Source organism: Brevibacterium marinum (assembly GCF_011927955.1).
Taxonomy (GTDB): domain Bacteria; phylum Actinomycetota; class Actinomycetes; order Actinomycetales; family Brevibacteriaceae; genus Brevibacterium; species Brevibacterium marinum.
Genome location: NZ_JAATJN010000001.1, coordinates 2,956,128 through 2,981,858 on the forward strand (window position 1 = coordinate 2,956,128; position 25,731 = coordinate 2,981,858).

At 63.7% G+C, this 25,731-nt stretch carries 19 protein-coding genes; 7 read left to right on the top strand and 12 right to left on the bottom strand.

Annotated elements, in window-relative coordinates:
* Positions 1-83: 83 nt before the first annotated feature.
* Both nadE and leuS read right to left on the bottom strand, forming a co-directional pair.
* Entirely contained in the window at positions 84-917 is an 834-nt protein-coding gene (nadE, locus tag BKA07_RS13145; RefSeq protein WP_167951287.1) for an ammonia-dependent NAD(+) synthetase, read from the bottom strand.
* A gap of 34 nt (positions 918-951) precedes the next feature.
* Complete coding sequence (gene leuS / locus BKA07_RS13150) at positions 952-3,876, bottom strand: leucine--tRNA ligase (protein ID WP_167951288.1); 2,925 nt, start codon at positions 3,874-3,876, stop codon at positions 952-954.
* A gap of 190 nt (positions 3,877-4,066) precedes the next feature.
* Between leuS and BKA07_RS13155 the strand changes: the two genes are divergently transcribed.
* Both BKA07_RS13155 and BKA07_RS13160 read left to right on the top strand, forming a co-directional pair.
* Positions 4,067-5,875 (top strand): AMP-dependent synthetase/ligase, encoded by a 1,809-nt coding sequence (locus BKA07_RS13155; RefSeq protein WP_209043971.1) that lies wholly within the window; start codon positions 4,067-4,069, stop codon positions 5,873-5,875.
* Between the two features lie 185 nt (positions 5,876-6,060).
* The gene (locus BKA07_RS13160) at positions 6,061-7,122 is read left to right on the top strand and encodes a glutathione S-transferase family protein (RefSeq protein WP_167951289.1); all 1,062 of its coding nucleotides are present in this window, start codon (positions 6,061-6,063) and stop codon (positions 7,120-7,122) included.
* 3 nt (positions 7,123-7,125) lie between these two features.
* On the opposite strand, the gene BKA07_RS13165 is transcribed toward BKA07_RS13160, so the two are convergent.
* The gene (locus tag BKA07_RS13165) at positions 7,126-7,872 is read right to left on the bottom strand and encodes a DedA family protein (protein ID WP_342449063.1); all 747 of its coding nucleotides are present in this window, start codon (positions 7,870-7,872) and stop codon (positions 7,126-7,128) included.
* Positions 7,873-7,988: 116 nt separating this feature from the next.
* Between BKA07_RS13165 and BKA07_RS13170 the strand changes: the two genes are divergently transcribed.
* Both BKA07_RS13170 and BKA07_RS13175 read left to right on the top strand, forming a co-directional pair.
* Positions 7,989-9,029, top strand: a complete 1,041-nt coding sequence (locus BKA07_RS13170; RefSeq protein ID WP_167951290.1) for a YhjD/YihY/BrkB family envelope integrity protein — start codon at positions 7,989-7,991, stop codon at positions 9,027-9,029.
* Between the two features lie 53 nt (positions 9,030-9,082).
* On the top strand, positions 9,083-10,510 hold the full coding sequence (locus BKA07_RS13175) for a glyceraldehyde-3-phosphate dehydrogenase (protein WP_167951291.1): 1,428 nt from the start codon (positions 9,083-9,085) through the stop codon (positions 10,508-10,510).
* Positions 10,511-10,663: 153 nt separating this feature from the next.
* Here the strand turns inward: BKA07_RS13175 and BKA07_RS13180 are convergent, their stop codons facing one another.
* The 8 genes from BKA07_RS13180 to BKA07_RS13215 form a co-directional block, all read right to left on the bottom strand.
* On the bottom strand, positions 10,664-11,263 hold the full coding sequence (locus BKA07_RS13180) for a hypothetical protein (protein WP_167951292.1): 600 nt from the start codon (positions 11,261-11,263) through the stop codon (positions 10,664-10,666).
* A complete protein-coding gene (locus tag BKA07_RS13185) occupies positions 11,260-12,225 on the bottom strand; it encodes a D-2-hydroxyacid dehydrogenase (RefSeq protein WP_167951293.1) in 966 nt (321 codons plus the stop codon). The genes BKA07_RS13180 and BKA07_RS13185 overlap by 4 nt, the downstream gene beginning before the upstream one ends.
* Complete coding sequence (locus BKA07_RS13190; protein WP_342449064.1) at positions 12,167-13,948, bottom strand: DHA2 family efflux MFS transporter permease subunit; 1,782 nt, start codon at positions 13,946-13,948, stop codon at positions 12,167-12,169. The genes BKA07_RS13185 and BKA07_RS13190 overlap by 59 nt, the downstream gene beginning before the upstream one ends.
* Complete coding sequence (locus BKA07_RS13195) at positions 13,945-14,583, bottom strand: TetR/AcrR family transcriptional regulator (protein ID WP_167951295.1); 639 nt, start codon at positions 14,581-14,583, stop codon at positions 13,945-13,947. The genes BKA07_RS13190 and BKA07_RS13195 overlap by 4 nt, the downstream gene beginning before the upstream one ends.
* A gap of 89 nt (positions 14,584-14,672) precedes the next feature.
* The gene (dnaG, locus tag BKA07_RS13200; protein ID WP_167951296.1) at positions 14,673-16,724 is read right to left on the bottom strand and encodes a DNA primase; all 2,052 of its coding nucleotides are present in this window, start codon (positions 16,722-16,724) and stop codon (positions 14,673-14,675) included.
* A gap of 3 nt (positions 16,725-16,727) precedes the next feature.
* Positions 16,728-18,035, bottom strand: a complete 1,308-nt coding sequence (locus BKA07_RS13205; RefSeq protein ID WP_167951297.1) for a deoxyguanosinetriphosphate triphosphohydrolase — start codon at positions 18,033-18,035, stop codon at positions 16,728-16,730.
* A 2-nt stretch (positions 18,036-18,037) separates the two neighbouring features.
* Positions 18,038-19,216, bottom strand: a complete 1,179-nt coding sequence (gene dusB, locus BKA07_RS13210) for a tRNA dihydrouridine synthase DusB (protein ID WP_167951298.1) — start codon at positions 19,214-19,216, stop codon at positions 18,038-18,040.
* Positions 19,217-19,285: 69 nt separating this feature from the next.
* On the bottom strand, positions 19,286-20,938 hold the full coding sequence (locus BKA07_RS13215; RefSeq protein WP_167951299.1) for an ABC-F family ATP-binding cassette domain-containing protein: 1,653 nt from the start codon (positions 20,936-20,938) through the stop codon (positions 19,286-19,288).
* Between the two features lie 251 nt (positions 20,939-21,189).
* Here BKA07_RS13215 and BKA07_RS13220 point away from each other — a divergent pair, with 251 nt between their 5' ends.
* Both BKA07_RS13220 and BKA07_RS13225 read left to right on the top strand, forming a co-directional pair.
* A complete protein-coding gene (locus BKA07_RS13220) occupies positions 21,190-22,425 on the top strand; it encodes an integrase catalytic domain-containing protein (protein ID WP_209043973.1) in 1,236 nt (411 codons plus the stop codon).
* Between the two features lie 9 nt (positions 22,426-22,434).
* Positions 22,435-23,520: an IS630 family transposase gene (locus tag BKA07_RS13225; protein WP_167951300.1), complete on the top strand. Its 1,086-nt coding sequence runs from the start codon at positions 22,435-22,437 to the stop codon at positions 23,518-23,520.
* A 745-nt stretch (positions 23,521-24,265) separates the two neighbouring features.
* Here the strand turns inward: BKA07_RS13225 and BKA07_RS13230 are convergent.
* On the bottom strand, positions 24,266-25,207 hold the full coding sequence (locus tag BKA07_RS13230) for a GlxA family transcriptional regulator (protein WP_062244175.1): 942 nt from the start codon (positions 25,205-25,207) through the stop codon (positions 24,266-24,268).
* 107 nt (positions 25,208-25,314) lie between these two features.
* On the opposite strand from BKA07_RS13230, the gene BKA07_RS13235 reads away from it, so the two are divergent.
* Entirely contained in the window at positions 25,315-25,626 is a 312-nt protein-coding gene (locus BKA07_RS13235; protein ID WP_167951301.1) for a putative quinol monooxygenase, read from the top strand.
* Positions 25,627-25,731: the final 105 nt, after the last annotated feature.

Consider the following 25,731-nt stretch of genomic DNA (forward strand, 5'->3'; position numbering starts at 1 on the left):
GATACCGCACGTCCGGCCTGATACCGCAAATTCGCGGGGCCGACAGTGCCCGGAGCCCTCGAGCAGGACAGAGGGCGACGGGGTCAGTGGCGGATCCACCAGCTGTCGGTCGGGGTCACCGGAGTCCGGCGTTTGTGCTCGGAGGCACGGTACTTCTCGACCAGCAGCGCAGCGGCGGTCTCGTCGACTGGTCTGCCCTCGAGGAAGTCATCGATCTGATCATAGCTGAGCCCCAAGGACGACTCATCGGTCTGACCCGGTTCGTCATCGAGCAGATCCGCTGTCGGGACCTTGCGCACAAGGTGCTCGGGGGCGCCGAGGTGGCCCAGCAACGCTCGTCCCTGTCGCTTGTTCAGCCCCGCCAGAGGCACGACGTCGGCAGCACCGTCGCCGAATTTCGTGAAGAAGCCGGTCACCGCCTCGGCGGCGTGGTCGGTGCCCGCCACGAGGAGTCTCTTCTCACCCGCCAGCTCGAACTGCGCGATCATCCGCATCCGTGCTTTGACGTTGCCCTTGCCGAAGTCGGAGATGTCCTGCCCCATGGCCGAGGAGTACTCCGCGGCGGCGGCGTCCGTGGCCGCGCCGATGTTGATGACGACCTCGTGATCGGCACCGATGAATCTCATGGCGTCCTGGGCATCGGTCTCATCGGTCTGGACATGATGCGGCAGGCGGATCGCCCAGAACTCGGCCGCGGCTCCGCGCCGACGCAGCTCTGCGACCGCCATTTGGCACAGTCGCCCGGCCAGGGTCGAGTCCTGCCCTCCGCTGATGCCAAGCGTCAGTCCTCTGACTCCGGTGGTCAGAATGTAGTCGGCGAGGAATTCGACCCGTCGGGCGACCTCGGTCGCCGCATCGATCGTCGGTCTCACCCCCAGGGTATGGCGGATCTCGTCCTGGCTGGCTTCCGTTGTCATGTGCATTCGACCCTTCCGGGCAGGGCGCCGTGTCTCAGGCGACGGGAACGATGTTGACCAGTTTGGGCGCACGGACGATGACCTTGCGCACACCGGCTCCGTCGAGCGCTCTGACGGCGTTCGGCGATTCCAGCGCCAGCTTCTCCAGGTCCTCGTCCGAGATGTCGGGGTCGACTTCGAGCCGAGCACGCACCTTGCCCTTGACCTGAACGACACAGGTGACCCGGTCGGCGATGAGGTGCTGTGGGTCGGCTGTGGGGAAGGTGCCGTAGGTCAGCGTGGTCGTGTGGCCGAGCTTCGCCCACAGTTCTTCCGCCAGATGCGGAGCGAAGGGCGAGAGCATGATGACCAACGGTTCGAGGACGTCTGCCGTCGCTCCGCCCTGTTTGGTGGCGTGGTTGGTGAGCACGATCAGCTTGGAGATCGCGGTGTTGAACCGCAGATGATCCATGTCCTCACGCACACCGTCGATGACCTGGTGGAGAACTCTGAGTGTCTCGGAGTCGGCGGTGCCGTCCCGGATCACGGACTCGCCCGTGGTCTCGTCGACGAAGAGGCGCCACACCCGCTGCAGGAATCTCTGCGCACCGACGACGGCGCGCGTCTCCCAGGGGCGGGCCTGCTCGATCGGGCCCATGGACATCTCATAGACGCGGAACGTGTCCGCACCGTAGGCGTCGTAGATCTCATCGGGCATGACCGAGTTCTTCAGCGACTTGCCGATCTTTCCGTACTCGCGGTCGACCTCGGCGCCGTCGTACCAGTAGCTGGTGCGGCCGTCTCCATCGGTGCGTTCCTCCACCTCGGCGGCGGGCACATAGACACCACGCGAATCGGTGTAGGCATAGGCCTGGATGTAGCCCTGGTTGACCAGCCGGTGGAACGGCTCGGACGAGGACACGTGGCCCAGGTCGAAGAGGATCTTGTGCCAGAACCTGGCGTAGAGCAGGTGCAGGACCGAATGCTCGGCACCGCCGACGTAGAGGTCGGCACCGCCGCGAGGTTTGGATTCTCGCGGCCCCATCCAGTACTTCTCGTTGACCGGGTCCACGAGGCGGTCGTGGTTGTGCGGATCGGCGTAGCGCAGCTGGTACCAGGACGACCCGGCCCAATTGGGCATCGTGTTCGTCTCACGGTAGTACTTCTGCGGTCCGTCACCGAGGTCGAGCTCGACTTCGACCCAGTCCCGGTTGCGGCCCAGGGCCGGTTCCGGCTGACTGTCGGCGTCGTCGGCGGCGAACGTCCGAGGGGCGAAGTCATCGACCTCGGGCAGCTGCACGGGCAGCATCGAGTCCGGCAGCGCTATCGGCGTACCGGCTTCGTTGTAGACGATCGGGAACGGTTCGCCCCAGTAGCGCTGTCGTGAGAACAGCCAGTCCCGCAGGCGGTACTGCGTCGATTCGACTGCCAGTCCCCTGTCGGCCAGCCACGAGGTGATCGTCGCCTTCGCCGCGTCGACGTCGAGTCCGTTGATGTCGATCTCGTCGTTGGCGGAGTTGATCATCACACCGGTGCCGGTGAAGGGGGCGTCCTCATCGTGGTCGGCCGGAGGCTGAACCGTGCGCACATAAGGCAGCCCGAAGGACTTCGCGAAGTCCCAGTCACGGGCGTCTTCGGCCGGAACGGCCATGATCGCACCGGTGCCGTAGCCCATCAGCACGTAGTCGGCGATGAACACCGGGATCTGCTCACCGGTTGCGGGGTTGACCGCGAAGGAACCGGTGAAGATGCCCGTCTTGTCCTTGCTCTGCTGACGATCCGCGTCGGTCTTCGCCGCCGCCTCACGCTGGTAGGCGGCGATCGCCTCGGCGGGGGTGGATCCGCCGCCTCGCCAGGAGTCGGGCGTGTCCGCGCTCCACCGGGCACCGGTGAGCTCGGTCACCTGCGGATGCTCGGGACTGAGTACGAGGTATGTGGCACCGAACAGGGTGTCCGGTCGGGTCGTGTAGACCTCGACCTGCGCCTCGGAGTCGGCCACCGGCAGGCGCAGCAGAGCGCCTTTGGACCGGCCGATCCAATTGATCTGCATGCTGCGCACGGCGCTGGGCCAGTCGAGCGAGTCCAAGTCATCGATGAGCCGGTCGGAATAGGCGGTGATGCGCATGTTCCACTGTCGCAGGCGCCGGGTGTAGACCGGGAGGTTGCCGCGTTCCGACAGCCCTTCGGCGGTGACTTCCTCGTTCGCGAGTACGGTACCCAGCCCCGGGCACCAGTTGACCGGGGACTCCGAGACATAGGCCAGCCGGTAGTCTTGCAGGACGTCCTCCTGCTCGGCCGGGCTCAGCTGGGCCCAGGGGCGACCGTCGGGAGTCGGCTTGGACCCCTGCGCGAACTGGTCGATGAGGGTGGCGATCGGACGTGCGGCACCGACGGAGGACTCCCCTGCCGTGGTGGCCGTCGGGTCGTACCAGGAGTTGAAGATCTGCAGGAAGATCCACTGGGTCCACCGGACGAAGTCGTCGTCGGTGGTCGCGAAGCTGCGGCGCGCGTCGTGGGCCAGTCCCAGCCGACGCAGCTGTCGTGTCATGTTCGCGATGTTCGCATCCGTGGTGATCCGCGGGTGCTGTCCTGTCTGAACCGCGTACAGGTCCGCGGGCAGGCCGAAGGCGTCGTAGGACAGAGCATGCATGACGTTGTGTCCGCGCATCCGCTGGTACCGGCCGTAGACGTCGGTGCCCAGATATCCCAGCGGGTGACCGACGTGCAGTCCCGCACCCGAGGGGTAGGGGAACATGTCCATGATGTAGAGGGACTCACGCTCGCTGAGGTCCGGTGGCGGACCGTATGAGGATTCCGCGTCTTCTCGGCCGAGACCTCCAGCAGCCTGGCTCAGATCACCGGTGGGGTTCGGGGCGTGGAATGTTCCCGCCCGTTCCCATGTCTCCTGCCATGACTTCTCGATCTTCTCGGCCAGCACCGCGTCGTAGCGGAAACCGGTCTCCTCAGGGTTCGTCGTCATTACCTTCCTTCACTGACTGGGCGTGAGCGGGTTTCGACCATCGTACTCTGAACACTGTCCGCTTCGACTTGGTTAGACTGCCAGACAGAGCCCCGAGGAGGGTCTGAGCTTGCAAACGTGAGCGATTTCACCTCTCAACGCATGACCAGTAGGATAACCGGGCAGTAACTTATGACCCGAAGGAGACCTCATGAGCCCAGCGACCATGCCCCAGTCAACAACTCCCGTCGTCGGCTTCGAGGTCGACACGACGTCGTCGACGACCGATGTCTTCCTCGCGAAGGCCGCCGAAGATCCGAATCTGCCGCTGCTGGCCAATCCGGCCGAAGACGCGTGGACAGAGGTGAGCGCCGGCGAGTTCCGCACCCAGGCCAGGACGGCTGCCAAAGGACTCATCGCCTCCGGAGTCGAGGTCGGAGACCGCATCGCCATCTTCGGCCCCACCTCCTACGAATGGACTCTCAGCGACTACGCGGTGTGGTTCGCCGGTGGGATCTCCGTGCCGTTCTATGACACGTCCTCGGAGGATCAGCTGGCGTGGATGATCAAGGACGCAGCCGTCGGGCGCGGTCTCGTCAGCACCCGTGAGCATGCCGACCGGGTCGAAGCCGCCGCAGCCTCCGCAGGTGTGGCCGCCCCGCAGCTGTGGATCTGGGACCAGGGCGCCTTCGCCGATCTCGAGGCCACCGGTCGGGAGATCAGCGACGAGACCCTCGAAGCTCAGCGTTGCCAGGTCACGGGCGAATCGGTCGCCACGATCATCTACACCTCCGGAACGACGGGCAAACCCAAGGGCTGCGTCCTCACGCATGGAAATTTCGTCCAGACCGTTCAGGCCGCACAGGAGCAGATCCCAGACATCTTCACCGAAGGCATGCGCGCCCTGCTGTTCCTGCCGCAGGCACACGTCTTCGCCCGCTTCATCGAGGTCCTCTCCGTCAGCTCCGGGGCTCTTCTGGCCCACCAGTCCGACCTCACGAAGCTCACAGATGCGCTCAGCAGCTTCCGCCCGTCATTCATCCTCGGAGTTCCCCGCGTTTTCGAGAAGGTCTTCAACTCCGCACTCGCTCTGGCCGAATCGGGCGGCAAAGAGAAGATATTCCGCAAAGCCGAACAGGTCGCGGTCGCCTATTCCAAGGCCATGGACGCGGACAAGATCCCGGCTTCGCTCAAACTGCAGCATGCGGTCTTCGACAAGCTGGTCTATTCGAAGCTCCGGTCGATCATGGGCAACAACGTCAGCGCCGCCGTCTCAGGAGGCGGGCCCTTGGGTGCTCACCTCGGCCATTTCTACCGGGGGGTCGGCCTCGTCGTGCTCGAGGGCTACGGCCTGACGGAGACGACGGCCCCGATCACCGTGAATGTTCCGGAGAAGGCCAAGATCGGCACCGTCGGCATCCCCCTGCCCGGTGTGAGCGTGTCGATCGCACCCGACGGAGAGATCCTCGCCAAGGGCGTCCCGGTCTTCACCGAGTACTGGAACAACCCGAAGGCCACCGAGAAGGAGTTCCACGACGGCTGGTTCGCCACCGGCGATCTCGGTTCGCTCGATGAGGACGGATATCTCACGATCAGCGGTCGCAAGAAAGAACTCATCGTCACGTCAAGCGGGAAGAACATCGCTCCGGCACCTCTGGAGGATGCTCTGCGCCGCCACCCTCTCGTCGGCCAGCCGGTCGTCGTCGGCGACAACCGGAAGTACATCTCGGCGCTCGTCTTCCTCGACTCGGAGATGCTGCCGACCTGGCTGAAGAACAACGGACTGCCGGAGATGGACCTGCGCCAGGCGTCGGCCGACGAGACGGTGAGAGCCGCCATCGAGAAAGCAGTCGAAAACGTCAACAAGACGGTGTCGCGAGCGGAGGGCATCAAGAGGTTCACAATCCTGCCCGTCGAGCTCACCGAGGACAACGGGTACCTGTCGGCGAAGCAGTCGGTCAAGCGCCACATCGTCGGCAAGGACTTTGCCGACGAAATCGACGCCCTCTATGCCGACTGACCGCTGCTGCTGGGCTGATCGGCCCGCGAGTCGATCGGCGCTCGGCCGGTGATCCGGCCGAGGCATCAACGCGATCTCGTCAACAGCATCTGAACCCAGCGCCCCCACCGGCTTCCTGTGATTTCCGTCAAGACGTAAACTGGCACTTAGATAGTTGAAAATAGAACTTTCCTAAGGAGATCACAATGTCCGATGACAGCAGTCAGATGAACAGCTACGTGGCCAAGGGCGAGGCTTTCGACCGGGACACGAACTACATCGACGATCGGATCCTCGACGACTCCGACTCACGCTGGCCGGTCGAGCCCGGCCGCTACAGGCTCATCGCCGCCCGCGCCTGCCCATGGGCGAATCGCACGATCATCGTCCGCAGACTGCTGGGCCTCGAGGACGTCATCTCGATCGGCATGCCGGGACCGACGCACGATGCGCGGTCCTGGACCTTCGACCTCGATCCCGGCGGCGTCGATCCGGTGCTGGGCATCGAGCGGCTGCAGCAGGCCTTCTTCGCCCGGTTCCCGGACTATCCGCGCGGAATCACCGTTCCCGCCATGGTCGACATCGCCAGCGGTGCTGTTGTGACGAACGACTTCCCGCAGATCACCGAGGACTTCTTCACCCAATGGAAGCAGCATCACCGCGAGGGCGCTCCTGATCTCTGGCCCGAGGAGTCCCGGGACGAGATGGACAGGGTGATGCGCCTGATCTACACCGAGATCAACAACGGCGTCTACCGCTGCGGCTTCGCCGGCTCGCAGGAGGCCTACGAGGCCGCCTTCGACCGTCTGTTCACAGCGCTCGACACCATTGAGGAGCGTCTGAGCCATTCCCGCTTCCTCATGGGAGACTCCATCACCGAGGCGGACGTCCGGCTGTTCACCACTCTCGTCCGCTTCGATCCTGTCTATTTCGGGCACTTCAAATGCAATCGACAGACGCTGAGGGACTTCGAGAACCTGTGGGGCTATGCGCGGGAGCTGTACCAGACGCCCGGCTTCGGTGACACGGTGGACTTCACTCAGATCAAACAGCACTACTACATCGTGCACACCGATGTGAATCCGACGCAGATCGTTCCCGAGGGCCCCGACCTCTCTGGCTGGCTCACGGCCCACGGCCGAGAGAAGCTGGGCGGTTCGCCCTTCGGCGAAGGCACCGCTCCCGGGCCTGTCCGAGCCGGTGAAGAGGTTCCGAAGGAGCACACCGCGGCGGCGTGGCTGGATCAGTCGGCCCGATGCGAGGGCTGAGCCTCAGCTCTCGCCGGAATCGGTCCGACCGTCGGTCCGATCCGCTGCGCTGTCGGCGGTGCCCGCGGCTTTCCGCCGACGACGCTTGCGCACCTTGAGCACGATCCACGCGATGACGAAGACGATCACCGCAGCGATGACGACCTGCTGGAAGTAGCCGGCATAGGTCTCGACGATCGACCAGTTCTCCCCCAGGAAGAAGCCGGCAACGATGAGGATGCTGTTCCAGATCGCACTTCCTGCGGTCGTGAGCAGCACGAACTTCACGATCGACATGTCCCGCATGCCGGCGGGTATGGAGATCAGTGAACGGAAGATCGGGACCATCCGCCCGAAGAACACGGCTTTGTCACCGTGTCTGTCGAACCATGCGACCGTCTTGTGCACGTCATCGACATCGACCAGGGGCATCTTCACGGCGATGCGGGCGATGCGCTCGAGACCGATCCACTTTCCCAGCGCCCACAGCAGGATGGCACCGACGACGGAGCCGATGGTGGCGAAGAGGATCGCAATGAAGATATTCATGCTCCCCTGGCTGGAGGTGAAGCCTGCCAAGGGAAGCACCAGCTCACTGGGAATCGGCGGGAAGATGTTGTCCATGAAGACGAGGAATCCGACTCCCAGCGGTCCCAGTGTCTCCATGAGTGCCACGGCCCAACCGGAGAATCCGCCGAGCGTCGCGCCGGCTCCGGAACCCGCGGAGAGCATCAGATCGGCGGACTGGGCTGTCGAGAATGGAGTCGGCATAGTCAAAAGTCTAGATTCAAAAGTCTGGATCAGGGGCGCGGCCCACCCCTTTCAGCACCCTCCCAGCGGTTAGTGTTGAAACAGTCACCCGCGGGTCAAGATCGAAGGAGCACGAAGTGGCACCAGCCAAAGTACTGGCCTCACGCAACACGGTCGCAGAAGTCGGCCATTCTGCCATCACTCAGCCGGGACCCGCCCATCTCATGCGCGCCGTCAAGCGCTTCGGCGAGCGACTGGGCAACCAGTTCGGCGCGGCCATCACCTATTTCCTGGTCCTGGCGGTGATGCCCATTGCGATGTTCACCTTCGCAAGTCTGGGATTCGTCCTCGATGTCCTCAAGCCGGAGCTCCTCCCTGTCGTCGTCGATCAGATCGAGACCCAGGTCGGCGGAAACTCCTCGCTGACAGAACAGCTGGAGAGCTTCCTCACCAGCTGGCAGTCGGTCGGGATCATCGCCATTCTTGCGGCTCTCTACACGGGGCAGGGATTCATCGGCAACCTCGGCGCCGCGGTGCGCGCTCAGCTGCACGCGGACTTCGACGATGTCGTCCCCGATAAGTCGTTCGTCAAGAAGATCCTCAACAACGTTGCCACGCTCCTGGGACTCATCATCGGGCTGCTGCTCACAGTGGCCCTGACCATCGTCGGCACCGGACTGGGCTCGATCATCACCGACGAGCTCAACCTCGGCGGTTTCGGTTCGCTGGTCATCAGAGTCGTGCCCTTCATCATCACCCTCGGCGCCGCATGGCTGATCTTCATGTTCCTGTTCACCATGCTGCCCGATCACCCGGTCGGGAAGAGAGCGAAGATCAGAGGTGCGCTCATCGGCGCCGTGGCCTTCACCATCCTCCTCAATCTCGCCACCGTCCTCGTCGACATCTTCTCCGGCAACAAGGCGGCCGGGGTGTTCGGATCGATCATCGCGATCATGCTGACGATGAACATCTTCGCGCGCATCATCCTCTTCGTCGCGGCTTGGATCGGCACCGCGACCCCACCGCGTCCGCAGGAGGAGCCCTCCCCCGAATATCGTTTCGTCGAACCGAAGGTCCAGGCCCAGAGCCTCGGCGCATTGTTGGCCGGTGCCGGCATCATCACTCTCACGCTGCTCGGATTCCGGCGCTTCGACGAGAGCCGGACAGATCGCGGGTAGGCGACGCGTTAGACTGGGCGGGAATTCGCCAACTGATCGAGGAGACACGACCTTTGACTGATGCAACGACGGCTCGCCTGAACGAATGGGCGAAGAAGCAGACTGCCGCCGAAGAACTCATCCCACTGACCGGCCGACTGTACCGTGAAAACGACGTGCTGCTGACCCTGTTCGGCCGTTCGCTGCTGAATAAGTCGGTGACCGGAATGATCAAGGCTCACCGCTACGCCCGCCATTTCCTCGGTGAGGACCTCGACATCGAGGTGACACTCAAGGTCGTCCGCGCTCTGAGCGAGCTCGATCTCGGCGCGGCCCGCATCGACCTGGGCCGCCTCATCCAGAAGCTCGACGAGCAGTCCGCATCCGTCGAGGACTTCGTCTCCACGGAGCTGACCTCGATCGCCGGTGCCAATGCCGAAGAAGGCGCCGTCCGCGACATCGTCCTCTACGGTTTCGGCCGCATCGGCCGGCTGCTCGCCCGTATCCTCATCGATCGCGCCGGTGGCACCGGCATGCGGCTGCGTGCGGTCGTCGTCCGCAAGGGCAGTGAGGACGATATCGTCAAGCGTGCCTCCCTGTTGCGACGTGATTCCGTGCACGGCAAGTTCGACGGCAGCATCGTCGTCGATGAGGAGGCTGACACGATCCAAGCCAATGGCACTCTGATCCAGGTCATCTATTCCGATGATCCCTCACAGGTCGACTACACGGAGTACGGCATCGACGATGCGATCATCGTCGACAACACCGGAAAGTGGCGCGACGAGGAGGGACTGTCGAAGCACCTGGCCTGCCCCGGCGCTTCGAAGGTGATCCTCACCGCTCCGGGCAAGGGCGAGGTCAAGAACATCGTCTACGGTGTCAACGACGCGGCCATCCTCGAGTCCGACACCGTGATGTCCGCCGCATCGTGCACCACGAACGCGATCACACCGGTGCTCAAGGCTCTCCATGACAAATACGGAGTCCGCAACGGTCACGTCGAGACGGTCCACTCGTTCACCAACGACCAGAACCTCATCGACAACTTCCACAAGGGCTCGCGGCGTGGCCGCGCCGCCGGCCTGAACATGGTGCTCACGGAGACCGGAGCCGCCAAAGCGGTGGCGAAGGCCCTGCCCGAACTCAAGGGCAAGCTCTCGGGCAATGCCATCCGCGTTCCCACACCGAATGTGTCGATGGCGATCCTCAATCTCAACCTGGACGCGACCACGACCGTCGAAGAGCTCAACGCATTCCTCCGCGAGACCTCGATGAATTCGTCGCTGCGCAACCAGATCGACTACATCTCCTCCCCCGAGCTCGTCTCCACCGACCTCGTCGGATCGAAGCGCGCCGGCGTCGTCGACGGACTGGCCACCATCGTCGACGACGACCGTGTCGTCGTCTACGTCTGGTATGACAACGAGTTCGGCTACAGCTGCCAGGTCATCCGCTGCGTGGCGAAGATGGCCGAGGTCGACGTCCCCGCCTTCCCCTGAGCTCGGAGACCTTATCTCCTGATCGTCTGCAGAAGCGCCCGCGGCCCAACGGCCGCGGGCGCTTCGCTGTCCGGCGGGCGCTTCACTTTCGGGTTCGTCGCGCGTGGCCGACTGCACGAGCACGGCCGCTCTCCGGCCCGATCCCGATCTGGGCTAGGTCCTGTCCTCGTCGCTGCGTTCCCGCTCCATCGCGTCATGGAGCCAGATCGGGGTGAAGCGGTGGAATCGTCGAGCCAATTCGTCATCGCTGTCGAGGATCACGGCGAATCTGTCATCACCGCTCGAGAGTTCATTCGCCCAAATCGGTCCCAGGCAGGCCAAGAGGGCACAGGCGAGGACGACCGCGACTGCCAGGATGGGAGTCGTCGAGTACAGCATCCATCCGAACAGGAGTCCGAGCACTGCGAAGCCGATCGCCACGGCCATGCCCGCATTGCGGGTTCTGGGGGCACGGGCGCGTGCCGGCCGGGCGGACGCAATGGAGTCGAGGACGTCGCGGTTGATCCGCGTCCAGGCGATGATCGCCCCCAGCGCACACACGATTCCGATCATGATCAGGCTGAATGCGGAGAACAGCAGCACCGTGTCGACTCGAGTCCCCTGCGCCTGCATCGCCGCTCCGAGACCGGCGACGAGCATGGCGAGGGCAAGCACCAGCATGCTCAGAAGTCGCGCTCTGCGCACCGCGATGAGTTCGCTGAGGACTTGGGCCAGCAGCGCCCGCTGAGCAGCATGCTCTGACTGCTCGCTCATCGTACGTATCCGACGGCCTTGTCGACCGTGTGCGGGAATGCCTCACCAGCGGTGTGCTTATCGAACAGCTCGACGAACTGATCGGCCAGGCGCGTGCGCCATCCGTCCGTGTCTCCGCTCATGTGCGGAGTGACGATGACATTGTCGGCTTGCCACAGCGGGTGGTCGGACGGAAGGGGCTCCTCATCGAAGACGTCGAGGCCGGCGCCCGAGATCTGACCCGTTTCCAGGGCGCTGACGAGGTCGGACGTGACCACGCTCTCGCCGCGACCGACGTTCACGAAGAAGGCGCTCGACTCCATGGCGGCGAACACCTCGGCGTCGATGAGATTCGTCGTCTCCTCGGTCAGCGGTGCGATGTTGATCACCCAGTCCACCCCGGTCAGATGCGAGCTCAGCTGTGCCGAGTCGATGACGTTGCCGAAGTCCGCATCCCCGGTCCTCCCATGGCTGCCCGCACCGGCGACGTTGACGTCGAGGGCGCTGAGCACCCCGGCGATCTCCCGACCGATCGAACCGGTGCCCACGATCATGGCGTTCGATCCGGCAAGATTCTTCGTCGGCCGACGGTTCCAGGTGGACGTACGCTGATCCTCGAGCGAACGCAGCGAATTCTTCGCATGGATGAGGATGTAGTTGAGCACGAATTCCGCGATCGGGCGGTTGAAGATCCCACGGGCATTGGTGACGACGACGTCCGAGGCCGCGAGCTCATCGAACAGAAGGGAATCGACGCCGGCCGCTGCCGCATGGATCCACTTCAGACTGTCCGCGCGTGAGAATTCGCTGCGCAGCGCCCTGGAGAAGAAATCCCAGAGGAGGAGAACATCGGTGCCGGGCAGCGCTGAACCGAGCTCATCGGCCTCGACGACCCGAAGTTCGACACCTTCTCTGCGACCGAGGTCAGCCAGCTGGTCGGGAATCTCCGTCCCGGGGGCGTTGAGCAATGTCAGTACCGTCATCAGTCGACTCCTTCAGCGTGGTCTGTCCTGTCAGACTCGTGGTTCGTCCTGTCAGACTCGTGGTCTGTCCTGTCAGACTAACCGATGACCCGCCAGCGACGGGCACGACTTCGCGTTTCGCGGGCTCGTTCTTCAGCGTCTGTGCCAAGGCCGTGTTGGGCAGGAAGCACAGGAAGATGAACCCGAGGACGACAAGAGGTGCGACCCAGAGGTACAAGGGAACCAAAGCGTCGTTGTAGGAGGTGATGATGAGGGTGTGCAGAGGCTCGGGCATCTCGGAGACGACCTGCGGTGTCAGTCCGGTCGCGGACACCTCGGGCAGCTGATGTGAAGGAGCGGCCTTGGCCAGCTCGCCCATCCCGTCCTTGATGTTGTCGAGGAGCCGCTGTGTGAAGACGGACCCGATGAAGGCCATACCCAGGGTCGCACCGACCTGACGGAAGTAGTTGTTCGATGCCGTGGCTGTTCCGACCATGGCCACGGGGAAGGCGTTCTGGACGACGAGGACGAGGGTCTGCATGCTCAGTCCCAGTCCGAGCCCCAGCATGGCCAAGCACCCCATGGTCTCCCACGCGGAGCTCTCGGCCCTGAGCTGCGAGAGCAGAACCAGTGAGGCGGCGATGATCAGCACGCCGATGAGTGGGTATTTCTTGTACTTGCCGGTGCGCGAGACGACGAAGCCGATGAGCGTCGAGGAGATGAGCATGGTGCCCATCATCGGAACCATCATCAGTCCCGCCACTGTGGCGTCGATGCCGTGGACCATCTGCAGATATGTGGGCATGTAGGAGAGGACGCCGAACATTCCGACGCCGATGAATAGGCCGGCAACGGTGCACAGCAGGAAGTCGCGGTTCTTGAACAGGTACATCGGAATGACCGGTTCGCTGACATTGAGCTCAACGAGGATGAAGCCGGCGATCGCCAGGGCGCCGATGACGATGAGGCCGTTGATCTGCCATGAGCCCCAATCGTAGTCGTGCCCTCCCCACGCGGAGACGAGGACGATGCAGGAAGTGACGACCGAGACCAGCGCCATTCCTCCGACGTCGATCTTCGGCCGTCTTGCGCTGGAGTGCTTGGGCACTTTGAGGAATATGGCTGCGGCGATGAGGGCGATGATGCCGAGGGGAAAGTTGATGGCGAAGGCCCAGCGCCAACCGGGTCCCTCTGTCAGCCAGCCGCCGATCAGCGGCCCGGCTACCGAGGACACCGCGAAGGCGGAGCCCATGATGCCCATGTACTTCCCACGTTCGCGGGCCGGGACCACGGAGGCGATGATGGACTGGGACAGGATCATCATGCCGCCACCGCCGATGCCCTGGAGCACACGGCCGAAGATGAGCATGGACATATCGTTCGCGATGAGCGCGAAGACCGACCCCGCCAGGAAGCAGCAGATCGCGAACATGAAGAGCGGTTTGCGGCCGAACAGGTCGCCCACCTTGCCGTAGATGGGCATCATGATCGTCGAGGCGAGCATGAACGCTGTGGACACCCACAGCATCTGGTCGACGCCGTCGAGTTCACCGACGATCGTCGGCAGGGCGGTCGCCAGCACGGTCTGGTTGAGGGAGAACATGAACATGGCGATCATCAGGCCCACGAAGAGCAGGATGATCGCCGATGTCTTCATCGCCTCGGCGTCGGTGTCGTCATCTGCGGTTCGGGTCATTTCTCCGGTCCTCAGCCCTTGGTCGCTTCTCATCACAGCCTTTGTCATAGTCGGTTCAGAACCTTGAGGAAGAGCCCCAGCGATTCTTCGTAGATTTCCTTCGTGCCGCCCTTTTCGTCTACGAGCTCGGGCGATCTCTTGACCGTCTGACCCGCGTGGTTGAGAGGCACTCTGCACAGTTGCGTGAGCATCCGGGCGCTGCGCCAGGCGGATTCCTCGGTGGAGAACTCCTGACCCAGAAAACGCAGGCGGGCGAGCACATGCTCGGCCACGAGCTCCTCCAGGGCCTCGGCCCGGTCGAAGCGCTTGCTGACCAGCTCCGGGTAGAGGGCGAAGAGCTTCCTCCGCCTCGCCGGCATATCGGGATCGACCGATCCCATCAGCAGCGCTTCGCGGACGAACCGGGACGTGTCCGCAGCCAACTCCTCGATTCCCGAGTCCGCGTGGACATAGGCCTCGATGACGTGCTCATCGATATTGGACTCGTCGAGTCCGACGATGGCGTCCTCCTTCGTCGCGTAGTAGTTGAAGAAGGTTCGCGTAGAGACGCCCACGTCCGCGGCGATGTTCGCTACGGTGGCGCATTCGAGGCCGTCGTCGAGGACCCTCGTGATCGCTGCCTCATGCAGCGCATGTCGTGTCAGACGCGCTTTTTTGGAGCGGAGGGATTCGCTTTCGGCCATGATGTCAGTTTTGCATCCCACGCAACTTTTCACCAACTGCAAAATTGCAATTGTGCACTATTTCACGTTCGGGGCCGAAGACCGGGCCGTCACATGAGCGTTTTCAGGCGTGCCCGATGCTGTTCGAGAACCTGCAGCTGGCCCAGCAGCGTCGTCTGTGCGTCGGTGTCTGCGGTGTCCTGACGCTGCAGCCGCGAATGGAGTTCCTTGGCGATACGTTCGAGGTCGTAGTCGAAGAGCCGGGCCACGATGCCCCGGGCGAATCCCTCCGCACCGTCCCCGTCCGCCACCGGCAGCGGAGTCACAAGCAGCTGCGTGATATAGGGCCTGAGGTCCTCGGAGCCGGAGGCCAAGACGGCCTCTGCCCAGCGCGTGGCATCTGCTCCAGCGGCCTTCAGCCCGCCGGCGGCCTTGACCGCCGACTGGATCCGTCGGTACCCGGGATGTTCGAATGCCCGCGCCGACAGCGAATCGAAGAGTTTGGCATTGACGAGCTCAGGATGTTGCAGTGCGACCATCAGGGCGCCCTTCTCCGTCTTGAGGCGCGCGGGACTGATCGGTGCCGACAGGTTCGACACGTCGGGACGCTCGTCGTAGACGTATTCGAGAGCTCCGTCCTCGCCAGTGGGTCCTCCCCCTGTGTGCCCGGCCGGCTCGGCGACAGGCCCGGCCATCGGCTGCTGACCACGCGATCCCTGGTCGAACGCCGTCGGACCCTGCGGAACACCGGGTGGGCCCTGTTGACCCGGCGGGGTGCCGGGCGGGCCGTGTCGAGGTCCCGCCTGAGGCTGACGTCCCTGGTTGGGCTGCGACTTCCTCGGCCGTTTCCTGGCCGACCTGACCGCCGACTCGACTTCATCGATGTCGACGCCGATACGTCCGGCCACGAACCGGTAATAGTGGCTGAGACTGTTCCTGTCGCGGATGTCGGCGAGCACCTCGGCGCTGGCCTTGACGGCGGAGATCCGGCCTTCTACGGAATCGAGGTCATAGCGTGAGACCGCGGTGGTGATGACGAACTCGAAGAGCGGCTTGCGCCTCTCGATGAGCTCGCGCAGCGCACCATCCCCCTTCTGCATGCGCAGATCGCACGGGTCGAGCCCCTCGGGTTCGACCGCCACAAACGTCTGCGCGGTGAACTCGCTCTCGAATTCGAATGCCCGCAATGCTGCGTTCTGCCCGGCGGCATCACCGTCGAAGGTGAAGATCACCTGTCCCGTCGGGTCGTCGCCGAGGAGTCGGCGTACGATCTTGACGTGTTCGGGGCCGAAGGCCGTCCCGCAGGTCGCCACCGCCTGAGTGACTCCGGCCAGATGTGCGGCCATGACGTCCGTGTAGCCTTCGACGATGACCACGCGCTTGGTCTTCGCAATGTCCCTCTTCGCGAGGTCCAGGCCGTAGAGGACCTGGTTCTTGTGGTAGAGGGCGGTTTCCGGAGTGTTGAGGTATTTCGGCCCCTGGTCGTCGTCGAACAGACGTCGGGCACCGAAGCCGATGGTCCGCGAGGTCATGTCCTTGATGGGCCAGACGACCCGACCACGGAATCTGTCGTAGATGCCGCGACCGCCTTCGCTGGCCAAGCCTCCGGCCAGGATCTCCTCTTCGCTGAACCCCGCCCGCTTCAACCGACTGGTCAGCGCGTCCCAGGACTTCGGTGCGAAGCCGAGGCCGAATCCACGGCTGGAGTCTGCCGGGAAGCCGCGGCCCTCGAGGAACTCGCGAGCGATCTGGCCCTGTTCCCCTTCGAGGGATTGGGTGAAGAAGTTCTGTGCGACTTCATGCATCTCCAACAGTCGCTGCCGTCGGCTGGCCTGTTCGCGATCAGGTCCCTTGCCGTCCTCATAGCGCAGATGCATGCCGCTCCGACCCGCCAGAGACTCGACGGCTTCGACGAAGCTGAGCTGCTCGATGTTCTGGAGGAAGGAGAAGACGTCGCCGGATTCCCCGCAACCGAAGCAGTGGTACATCCCCACCTGAGGTCGGACGGTGAACGAGGGGGTCTTCTCATCGTGGAAGGGACACAGCCCCTTGAGTGAACCGATGCCGGCGGTTCTGAGTGTGACGAACTCGCCGACCACCTCGTCGATGCGGGTGCGGCTGCGAAGCTCGTCGATGTCCTCGCGTTTGATCAGTCCGGCCATGGTCTAGAGACGATCCTCCGCTCCTGCTTTGAGCTGGTGATAGAGGGCCCAGGCCGAATGGTCGGTCAGAGAGGCGATCTGGTCGACGATGACGCGCAGCCTGGCCGCATCGTCGGCGGCGTCGAAGTAGTCCGCCCTGAACATCGGATCGAGATCGGCCGGTGATTCGGAGAACCAATGGGCCAGTTCGGTGATGACGGCGGATTGGATGTCATGCAGACGCAGGCGGTCCTCGGCGACCATCACGGTCAGAGTCGCCATTCCTTTGAGGACGGCGACCTCGACGGCGGTCTGCTCCGGAACCACCAGGGATGCCGCATACCGGATCAGGGGCTCCCAGCCGTATTCCTCGCGGGTCTGGGCCTCGGCGGCGCCGACGAATCGCCCGATGAGCTGACTCGTCATATGCTTCAGCGTCGCTTGGGCCCGCCTGGATCCGTCATAGGTCTCCGCGGGCCAGTACGCCGCGCCCTGCAGCCGTGTCAGGGCGCTGTCCATCTCGTCATCACTCGTATTGGGCAGATACCACTTGCGGGTGATGTCGAAGAGGTCGCCGCGTGAGCGCTCATCAGCGAATTCCGACAGATGCAGGTGACCGCCGGCGATGGCGTCTTCGACGTCATGGACCGAGTAGGAGATGTCATCGGCGAGGTCCATCACCTGGGCCTCGATGCAACGAGTCCCGTTCTCGACGCCCTCGCGGTAGAAGTCGAAGACTCCCGTGTCGTCATCGTAGACGCCGAACTTCCGGACGACGGAACCATGCCGACCGAGTGCTGCCTCGTTCCGCGTCCACGGGTATTTGGTCAGGGCATCGAGACTGGCCCGAGTCAGGTTGAGCCCGGCAGGCCGGCCGTCGGCGGCGATCACCTTCGGTTCGATCCTCGTGACCAGACGCAGCGTCTGCGCATTGCCCTCGAAGCCGCCGATGTCCGCGCACAGGGCATCGAGGATCGTCTCCCCGTGGTGGCCGAAGGGTGGGTGGCCGAGGTCGTGGCTCAGGCACGCGGTGTCGACGATGTCGGGGTCGCAGCCGAGGTAGCGGGCGAGCTCGCGTCCGACCTGGGCCACTTCGAGGGAGTGGGTGAGTCGGGTGCGGACGAAATCGTCGGTGCCCGGTGAAACGACTTGGGTCTTGGCGCCGAGCCGGCGCAGGCCGGCGGAGTGCAGAACCCGGGCACGGTCGCGTTGGAAGGCCGATCGACGCGGATTCTTCGCCGGTTCGCTCACCCACCGTTCTTCGTCTCTCGGCGAGTAGACCGCCACGGATCCCGAGCGCACCATGGCGGGTGGGTGAGAGTCGATTGGCATCGTCATCCTCCCGAGATGTCGAGTTCCGCCTCGGAGAGCAGGGACTTCCCGCTGGCATCGAAGATGCGCGAGTCGAGCCACCCTTCGGGCAGATGCGGCTTCTTCGGGCGGGTGGTCCGTCCACGGGAGCCTTCCGCGGGACTACCAGGATACGGGGCGTCGTGGTCGAGTCGGCCGAGCAGGCCCTCGAGCTCCTCCAGCGAGGAGACCATCGCCAGCTGACTCCGCAGGTCTCCCCCCACTGGGTACCCCTTGAAGTACCAGGCGATGTGCTTGCGCAGGTCACGAACGCCGTAGAATTCGTCCTCATAGTATTCGGCGAGGTATTCGGCGTGCTTGTACACGGCACGGGCCACCTCGGCGAGGCCGGGACGGAAACGTTCGTCACTGCCGTTCAGCGCATTCGCGAGGTCGCCGAAGAGCCAGGGCCGCCCCTGGCATCCGCGGCCGATGACGACACCGTCGCATCCGGTCGTGCGCATCATCTCGAGCGCGTCCTCTGCCGCGAAGATGTCGCCGTTGCCCAGAACCGGGACACTGTCGCCGAGGTGGTCCTTGAGTCGGGCGATGGCGTCCCAGTCCGCCTGCCCGGAGTACAGGTCCGCAGCGGAGCGACCGTGGAGGGCGACAGCGGCGACTCCAGCATTGCGGGCCATCTCACCGGCATCGAGGAAGGTCTGATGGTCCTTGTCGATGCCCTTGCGCATCTTCACCGTCAGGGGAATGCCACCGCGGTCCGCCTCGTTCACCGCCGTGGTGACGATGGCCTCGAACAGGTCCTGCTTCCATGGCAGGGCGGAGCCGCCGCCCTTCCGAGTGACCTTGGGCACGGGGCAGCCGAAGTTGAGGTCGATGTGATCGGCACGGTCTTCTTCGACGATCATCCGCACGGCCTGCCCGACCGTCACCGGGTCGACACCGTAGAGCTGGACCGAACGCGGAGTCTCGAACGGCTCGTGTTGGATGATGCGCATGCTCTTGGGGCTGCGCTCGACCAATGCCCGCGAAGTCACCATCTCCGTCACATAGAGACCGGCCCCGTATTCGCGGCACAGCCGCCGGAACGCGGTGTTGGTGATTCCGGCCATCGGCGCGAGCACCACCGGCGACGACAGCTCGATCGGGCCGATGCGCAGGGGCTCGACGGTGGCCGAGGAGACGGATTCTGGGGCAGGACTCATGACACTCACCATGCCATTGTCCCCGACCCGTCAAATGATGGAGCATCTGCACGAGCAGACGCTGCCCTGTCACGGTTGCGCATGTGATCCCTCCATCTCGCTGCCTTCTCTATCCATATCAACCCGTTCCGGGACCAGAAATTCCCGGATGCCCCATTCGACGTCGAGTCGCAGCTCTCGTGCGAGACGATCATCGTGGGTGACCACGATCATCGCGCCGCCGAATCCGTCGAGGGCGGTCACCAGGGCCCTCAGCGAGGGCAGGTCGAGGTTGTTGCCCGGTTCGTCGAGGACCAGAAGCTGCGGTGCGGGATCCTGGAGCAGGGTCGCGGCCAGCGCCACGCGGAACCTCTCCCCTCCCGACAGGGTCGAACAGAGCTGATCGGTCCGTCCTGCCCGCAGCCCCATCGCGGCCAGCACCTCGTGGACACGGTGCGGGCCGAGATCAGGATTGCCCTCCCTGACAGCGGCCATGACGGTCAGCGCCGACGGCAGCCGGTACTGCTGGTCGAGGTAGCCGATCGGGACCGGGGTGTTGATCCGCAGACCGGGGAACAGCCCTTCGACCGGGGCCCCTGTATCGGCACGGCCTGTGAGAGCGGCCAGCAGCGTCGATTTCCCGGAGCCGTTGGCACCGGTCAGCCGGATCCGCTCGGGACCGACGAGGGAACGCGGCAGCAGCAGAGGCGGCCCTTCGATGTCGAGGACCCTCTTGCCGGAGTGGACCACGGTCTCCGGCAGATCCAGGCGGATGCTCGAGTCCCTGCGCAGAGCGTCCTTGGCCGACTGCACCGACGACCGGGCTGCCGCTTCGTCCGCGGCCTTGTCGCCACGCCTCTTCGCAGCGCTCTTCTGGGCGAAGCCGGTCAGCCCGTTCATCACGATCTTCGGACGCCTCTTGTTCTCCTTGTCCTTGGCCGCCTTCCGCTCGGCCCGAGCCAGCTTCGTCTCGAGTTCGATGCGCTGCCGCTTCTCGATTGCCAGAGACTTCTTCGCGTCGACCACTCGGGCCAGCTTCGCCTCTTCCTCAGCGGCGACCATGGTCTCGTAGTCCTCGAAGTCGCCCCCGTAGACCTGCAGCCCGTCCGTCATCTCGACGATCGTCGTCACCGTCGCCAACAGCGCTCGGTCGTGGGAGATCACGAGCGTCGGCCCCCTTCTCTGCTCGAGCAGGGAGACCAGCCGGCCCCGCCCCGCCTCGTCGAGGTTGTTGCTGGGTTCGTCGAGGATCAGCCAGCGCTCGCCTGCCATCGCGGCACGGGCAAGACCGATCCGCACGGCCTGCCCGCCCGAGAAGGTGCTCAACGGACGGTCCAGGGAGTTGGCGTCGAGTTTCAGATCGAGCTCGGCCAGAGTGCCGAGTGCCCGCTCCTCGATATCCCAGTCGTCACCGATGGCCTCGAAGTCGGCGGGCTCGGCGTCACCGGACAGAGCCTTGGCCAGAGCGGTTCGGACAGTGGTGATTCCCATCGCCGAGGCGACGCTGTCCTCGCTGTACGGCAGGAGCTGATCGATGTAGACGGCTGCTTCAGCGCCGGTGACGCTGCCCGCGGTCGGGCTGAGGGTGCCGGCGATGATTCTGGCGAGGGTGGACTTGCCCACCCCGTTCTCGCCGACGAGCCCGACGACAGCGGCAGGAATCGAGGCGCTGAGGTGAGTGAAGATCTCGGTGTCATCGCCGAGGCGGTATCCGAGATCGGAGATGGATATGGCGGCAGTCATGTGATGACCTCATTTCGTGCACAGATGTGCGCTGCCGGTCCGTTTCACCCGCAAGTCGGAAATGAGGAGTTACTTCACGAAGCGACTGTCTTTCGCCGGGAATGTGTCGCGACAAGCATGCCGGAGGTCGACTGCCGTCGTCAAGGACACGACAAGACTCAGATAAACAGCCCGGATGCCACCCTCGGTGCCTCATATACTTTTGCCCGCGAAATGGTGGATCCTCGGAAGCTATGGGGAGTGAACTGTCGATGGCGACTCGTACAGAGATCACCACGAAATACGCCAGGCAATACAAGAAGGCTTCGAAGAAGAACAAGGGCGCCGTGCTCGACGAAGTCGTGGCAGTCACGGGGTGGACCCGCGACAACGCTCGACGGCGTCTGACTCAGGCAGCTAAACATCCGCCAGGGCCCGGCCGGCAGGTCGCCAAACAGCCTCGGAAGCCGCGTGCGAGGAAATACTCCTACGACGCGGTCAAGGTTCTCCAGCGCGTGTGGGCGATCTCGGGCGGCCAGTGCGGCAAATACCTTCACGCCACGATGCGCATCCTCCTTGACCTCCTCGAAGCCCACAACGAGCTCACCACCGGCCAGGACCGCTACGACAAGCACGTGCGCAAGGAGCTATTGGCGATGAGTCCGGCCACGATCGACCGGTACCTCAAACCTATGCGAGCCAGGGACGCGATCAATGGGATCTCAACAACGAAGCCGGGTTCTTTGCTACGCTCGGCGATCACGATTCGGCGGGCCGGTGACGAGGTCGAAGACGAACCCGGCTTCTTCGAAGGCGATACCGTCGCCCACTGTGGTCCTGTCGAGTCTGGGGAATTCGCACGCACGCTCAACCTCACCGATTTCCATACCGGGTGGACGTTCTCGCGCACGGTGCGTAACAACGCGCATACGAACATTCTGGCCGGATTGAAGACTGCGGCTCGTGAGATTCCGTTTGAGATTACTGGTCTGGACTTCGATAACGGGTCGGAGTTCCTCAACCAATACGTCATCGAGTGGGCCGGATCGAAGGGTATCTACTTCACCAGGTCCAGGCCGTATAAGAAGAACGATCAGGCCACCATCGAGTCGAAGAACAATCACGTCGTGCGCCGGTACGGATTTTACTATCGCTACGACACTGATCTGGAGCGACGAGCATTGAACCGGTTATGGCATCTGGTCAATGATCGGGTGAATTATCTGATGCCCACGGTCAAACCGACTGGGTATGGGTCGACGAAGAATGGGCGGCGTAAACGGATCTATGATGCTCCGCGAACACCGTTCGACAGGCTCCTCGAGGCCGGCGTGCTCTCGCCAAAACAGGTCGAGGAGATGACGGCGTATCGCGATGGTCTCAATCCGGCGAAGATCGCTGCTGAGATCGCTCGGGTCCAGGACCGGTTGCTGGTGCTATCGAGCAAGAAGACCGAGCAGCTCTATCTAGTGGTGTGTCTCGTAAATGATTATACCGTTGGGCGATAGAATGAGGGCATGTCAGCTCCAGCAGCCCCGTTGACCATGACCGACACCGATCGAGAAGTCCTCGAGACCATCGCTCGGTCATCGACAGCCGCGCACCGGGAAGTCGTCCGCGCCAGAGTCCTCCTCGCCTCCGCCGATGGTGTGGGCATCCGCACCGTCGCCGGCGACCATGGTGTGTCGGCGATGACGGTGCGCGCCTGGCGCGAGGCGTTCACAGCCGAGGGACTCACGCAGTGGGGCACGGTGAAGAAAGGACGCGGACGCAAACCCTCGATCCCTGAGGACACAATCGCTGAGATCGTACGTCTGACGACGACCGAGACTCCTGAAGCCGAAACCCACTGGTCGGTGCGGTCGATGGCCAAGAAGGTCGGCGTCTCCCGCTCGACCGTCCACAGGGTCTGGTCCGAACTCGGGCTCAAACCCCACCGGCACGATACGTTCAAAGTCTCGAACGATCCGAACTTCGATGCCAAGGTCATCGATGTCGTCGGTCTCTACCTCAACCCACCGGAGAAGGCGGTGGTGTTGTGCATGGACGAGAAGTCTTCCATCCAGGCACTCGATCGCACTCAGGCATCGTTGCCGATGGTTCCCGGTCGGGCCGGGACGATGACGCATGACTACAAACGAAACGGCACGACGACGCTCTTCGCCGCACTGGATGTCCTCACGGGTAAAGTCATCGGGCAGTGTCTTCCCAAGCATCGGCATGAGGAGTTCCTGACTTTCCTCAAAACCGTTGATTCGCAGGTGCCCAAGGGTCTGCAGGTCCACCTCGTGCTTGATAACTATGCCACGCACAAACATGCCGTGATCAAGCACTGGCTGGCCAACCACAAACGCTTTCACCTGCACTTCACGCCGACATCATCGTCGTGGCTGAATCAGGTCGAGAGGTGGTTTCGCGATCTGACGGAGAAGAATCTGCGTCGGGGGATCTTCGACTCGGTGCCCGATCTCATCGACAGCATCGAGGCTTATATCGATGCCAATAATGATGACCCGAAACCGTATGTGTGGACGGCGACAGCCGAGTCGATCCTGGAGAAAGTCGCCCGAGCGCGCACCACCCTGACCGAACGAGCAAGCTAATACAGAGACACACCACTAGCGTCGTTCCCGTCAGCGTTGCCGGATGTGCGCAAGGGTGTGCGAGTCAAGACGGGGTAAGTTTCGCGGGCAAATCTATGTGAGGCATCGGAAACTTTTCGCGGGCATATTGACATGAGGCATTACGCCCCTCACTGATTGAAGCCCGTCGACACTCAGGCAAGCGACGGAGGCCAAAACTTAACAGGTCGCGGTGTCCGGAAGCGCCTTCCGTCTCAGGCTGTGGCTTTGGAGATGACTGACCGTGCGTTGCGACGTTCGAGCGACACCGTCGCGATCACCCAATACAACAAGCAGGGCTTCGCTGAAGGACTCGGGGCTCTCTGGTTTACCGGCTCTTCCCAGATGAAGGTGTAGGTCGGCCGGGCGCGTCGGTCCGCAGATAGACGTCGAGGTCTCCCGACGATGGAGGTTCCTACGCCATCCATCCGAAAGACCTCGACGTGCCCGACGCTACCCCGCCGGCCGGCTTCGGCCGCCCTGACCTAACCGCCTTCGCGGCTCATCCCAATCGGCTCTGATCGGGTCTGCTGACCCTCTCGACGAGAACGCAGCGACATCACAGCCACCCAACCCCGACCGTCCGGGAAGCCGGGGCACGTCACATGGGCTGTGCTGCGGGCGTGTCGAGTGGGTAGTCCAGGGGCGACGCAGGAGCGTCGACGCGACGTGCTGAGAGGTGGTTCCAACCGAGCGCTAGGACACAAGCTACAGGCATGGCGATAGGTCAGGAACGGCGTCGCTCCCTACGCAGGAGGGAGCGCAGAGTCTCGGCGTTCGCGTAGCCGACCCGTAGCGCGATCTCGGCGGAGGTGAGGTCCGTGGTTGCTGAGAGGTGCCGAGCTCGTTCGATGCGAAGCCGTTGGACGAAGCCGAGCGGAGTGAGGTTGAGCGCCGCACGAACTCGTCGTTCGAGGGTGCGCCGGCTGGTGCCGAGCGACTGCGCGACGAAGGCGACGTTGAACGGTTCGTCCAGGCGGGCGCGCACGAAGCGTTCGAACTCGACGACGATCGGGTCCTCGTGCCGGAGATGTTCGTAGGCGACGAAAGCCGCCTGCGACGGGCGCTCGTCGATGATGAGGAGCTTGGCGACATGTTGGGCCAGGTCGGGGCTGATCGATCGCACGAGTGAGAGCGCGAGGTCGATGTGGGCGAACGCGGCGCCGGCGGTGACGAGGTTCCCGTCGACCACGACCATGGTGTCGAGATCGAGGGCGACGGTCGGATAGCGCTTCAGGAACTCCGGCCCCAGGAACCAGCTGGTCGTCGCCCGCCGATGATGCATCCGTCCGGTCTCGGCGACAGCGAACACGCCGGTGCACGCCGCGGCGATCCGGGTGGTCGCCTCGTCGAGGCGCCCGAGCGAGGCGATGACCGAACGAGCATCTCGGCTCTGGAGGGCGTCGTTGGTAGCGGCGGCCGTAAGGGTTCCAAGCGCAGGGACGACGACCACGTCGAACTCTGCGGACTCCGACAGCGGGTGGTCCACCGACAGGGTCATCGATGCCGTCGTGGTCACTCGCCGTTTCGGTCCGAGGATGGCGAGTTCGATCGGGTCGATCCGCGGGTCGACATCGCCGCGGGCTCCGTCGGCCACCCGCACGATGTCGATGATCGACGCGATAGCCGAACCGAAGCAGCCGTCGATCGCGATCAGTCCGATACGCATGACGTAAACAATAGCAATACTGCCGTATACGCCACTACTCACCGGCCCTCGCTCGTCATACGCTGAACTCGTCACACGAAGAATCACGACTTCAAGGAGAGTCCCTCATGTCAACACCCGCATCACTTCCGTATGCCTTCGTCGCCAAGATCGTCGCGGCCGATGGACAGCACGACGCGGTCGCCGATCTGCTCGCCGGCGCTGTCGCACTCGCCAACGAAGAAGTAGGAACGATTGTCTGGTTCGCGGTCAGGACCCACGCCGACACCTTCTGGATCTTCGATGCATTCCACGACGAGGCCGCTCGCGACGCCCACGCCAACGGCGCCATTGTCGCAGCCCTGACGGACAATCAGCACCTCCTCAGCGCAGCACCCGAGATCCTGGCGGCCGACGTCCTCGCGTCCAAGCTCCCGTAGTCCGCCAACGCACGAGACGATCGGGCCCGCCGAGTCGGTCCGCAGATAGACGTCGAGGTCTCCCGACGATGGAGGTTCCTACGCCATCCATCGGAAAGACCTCGA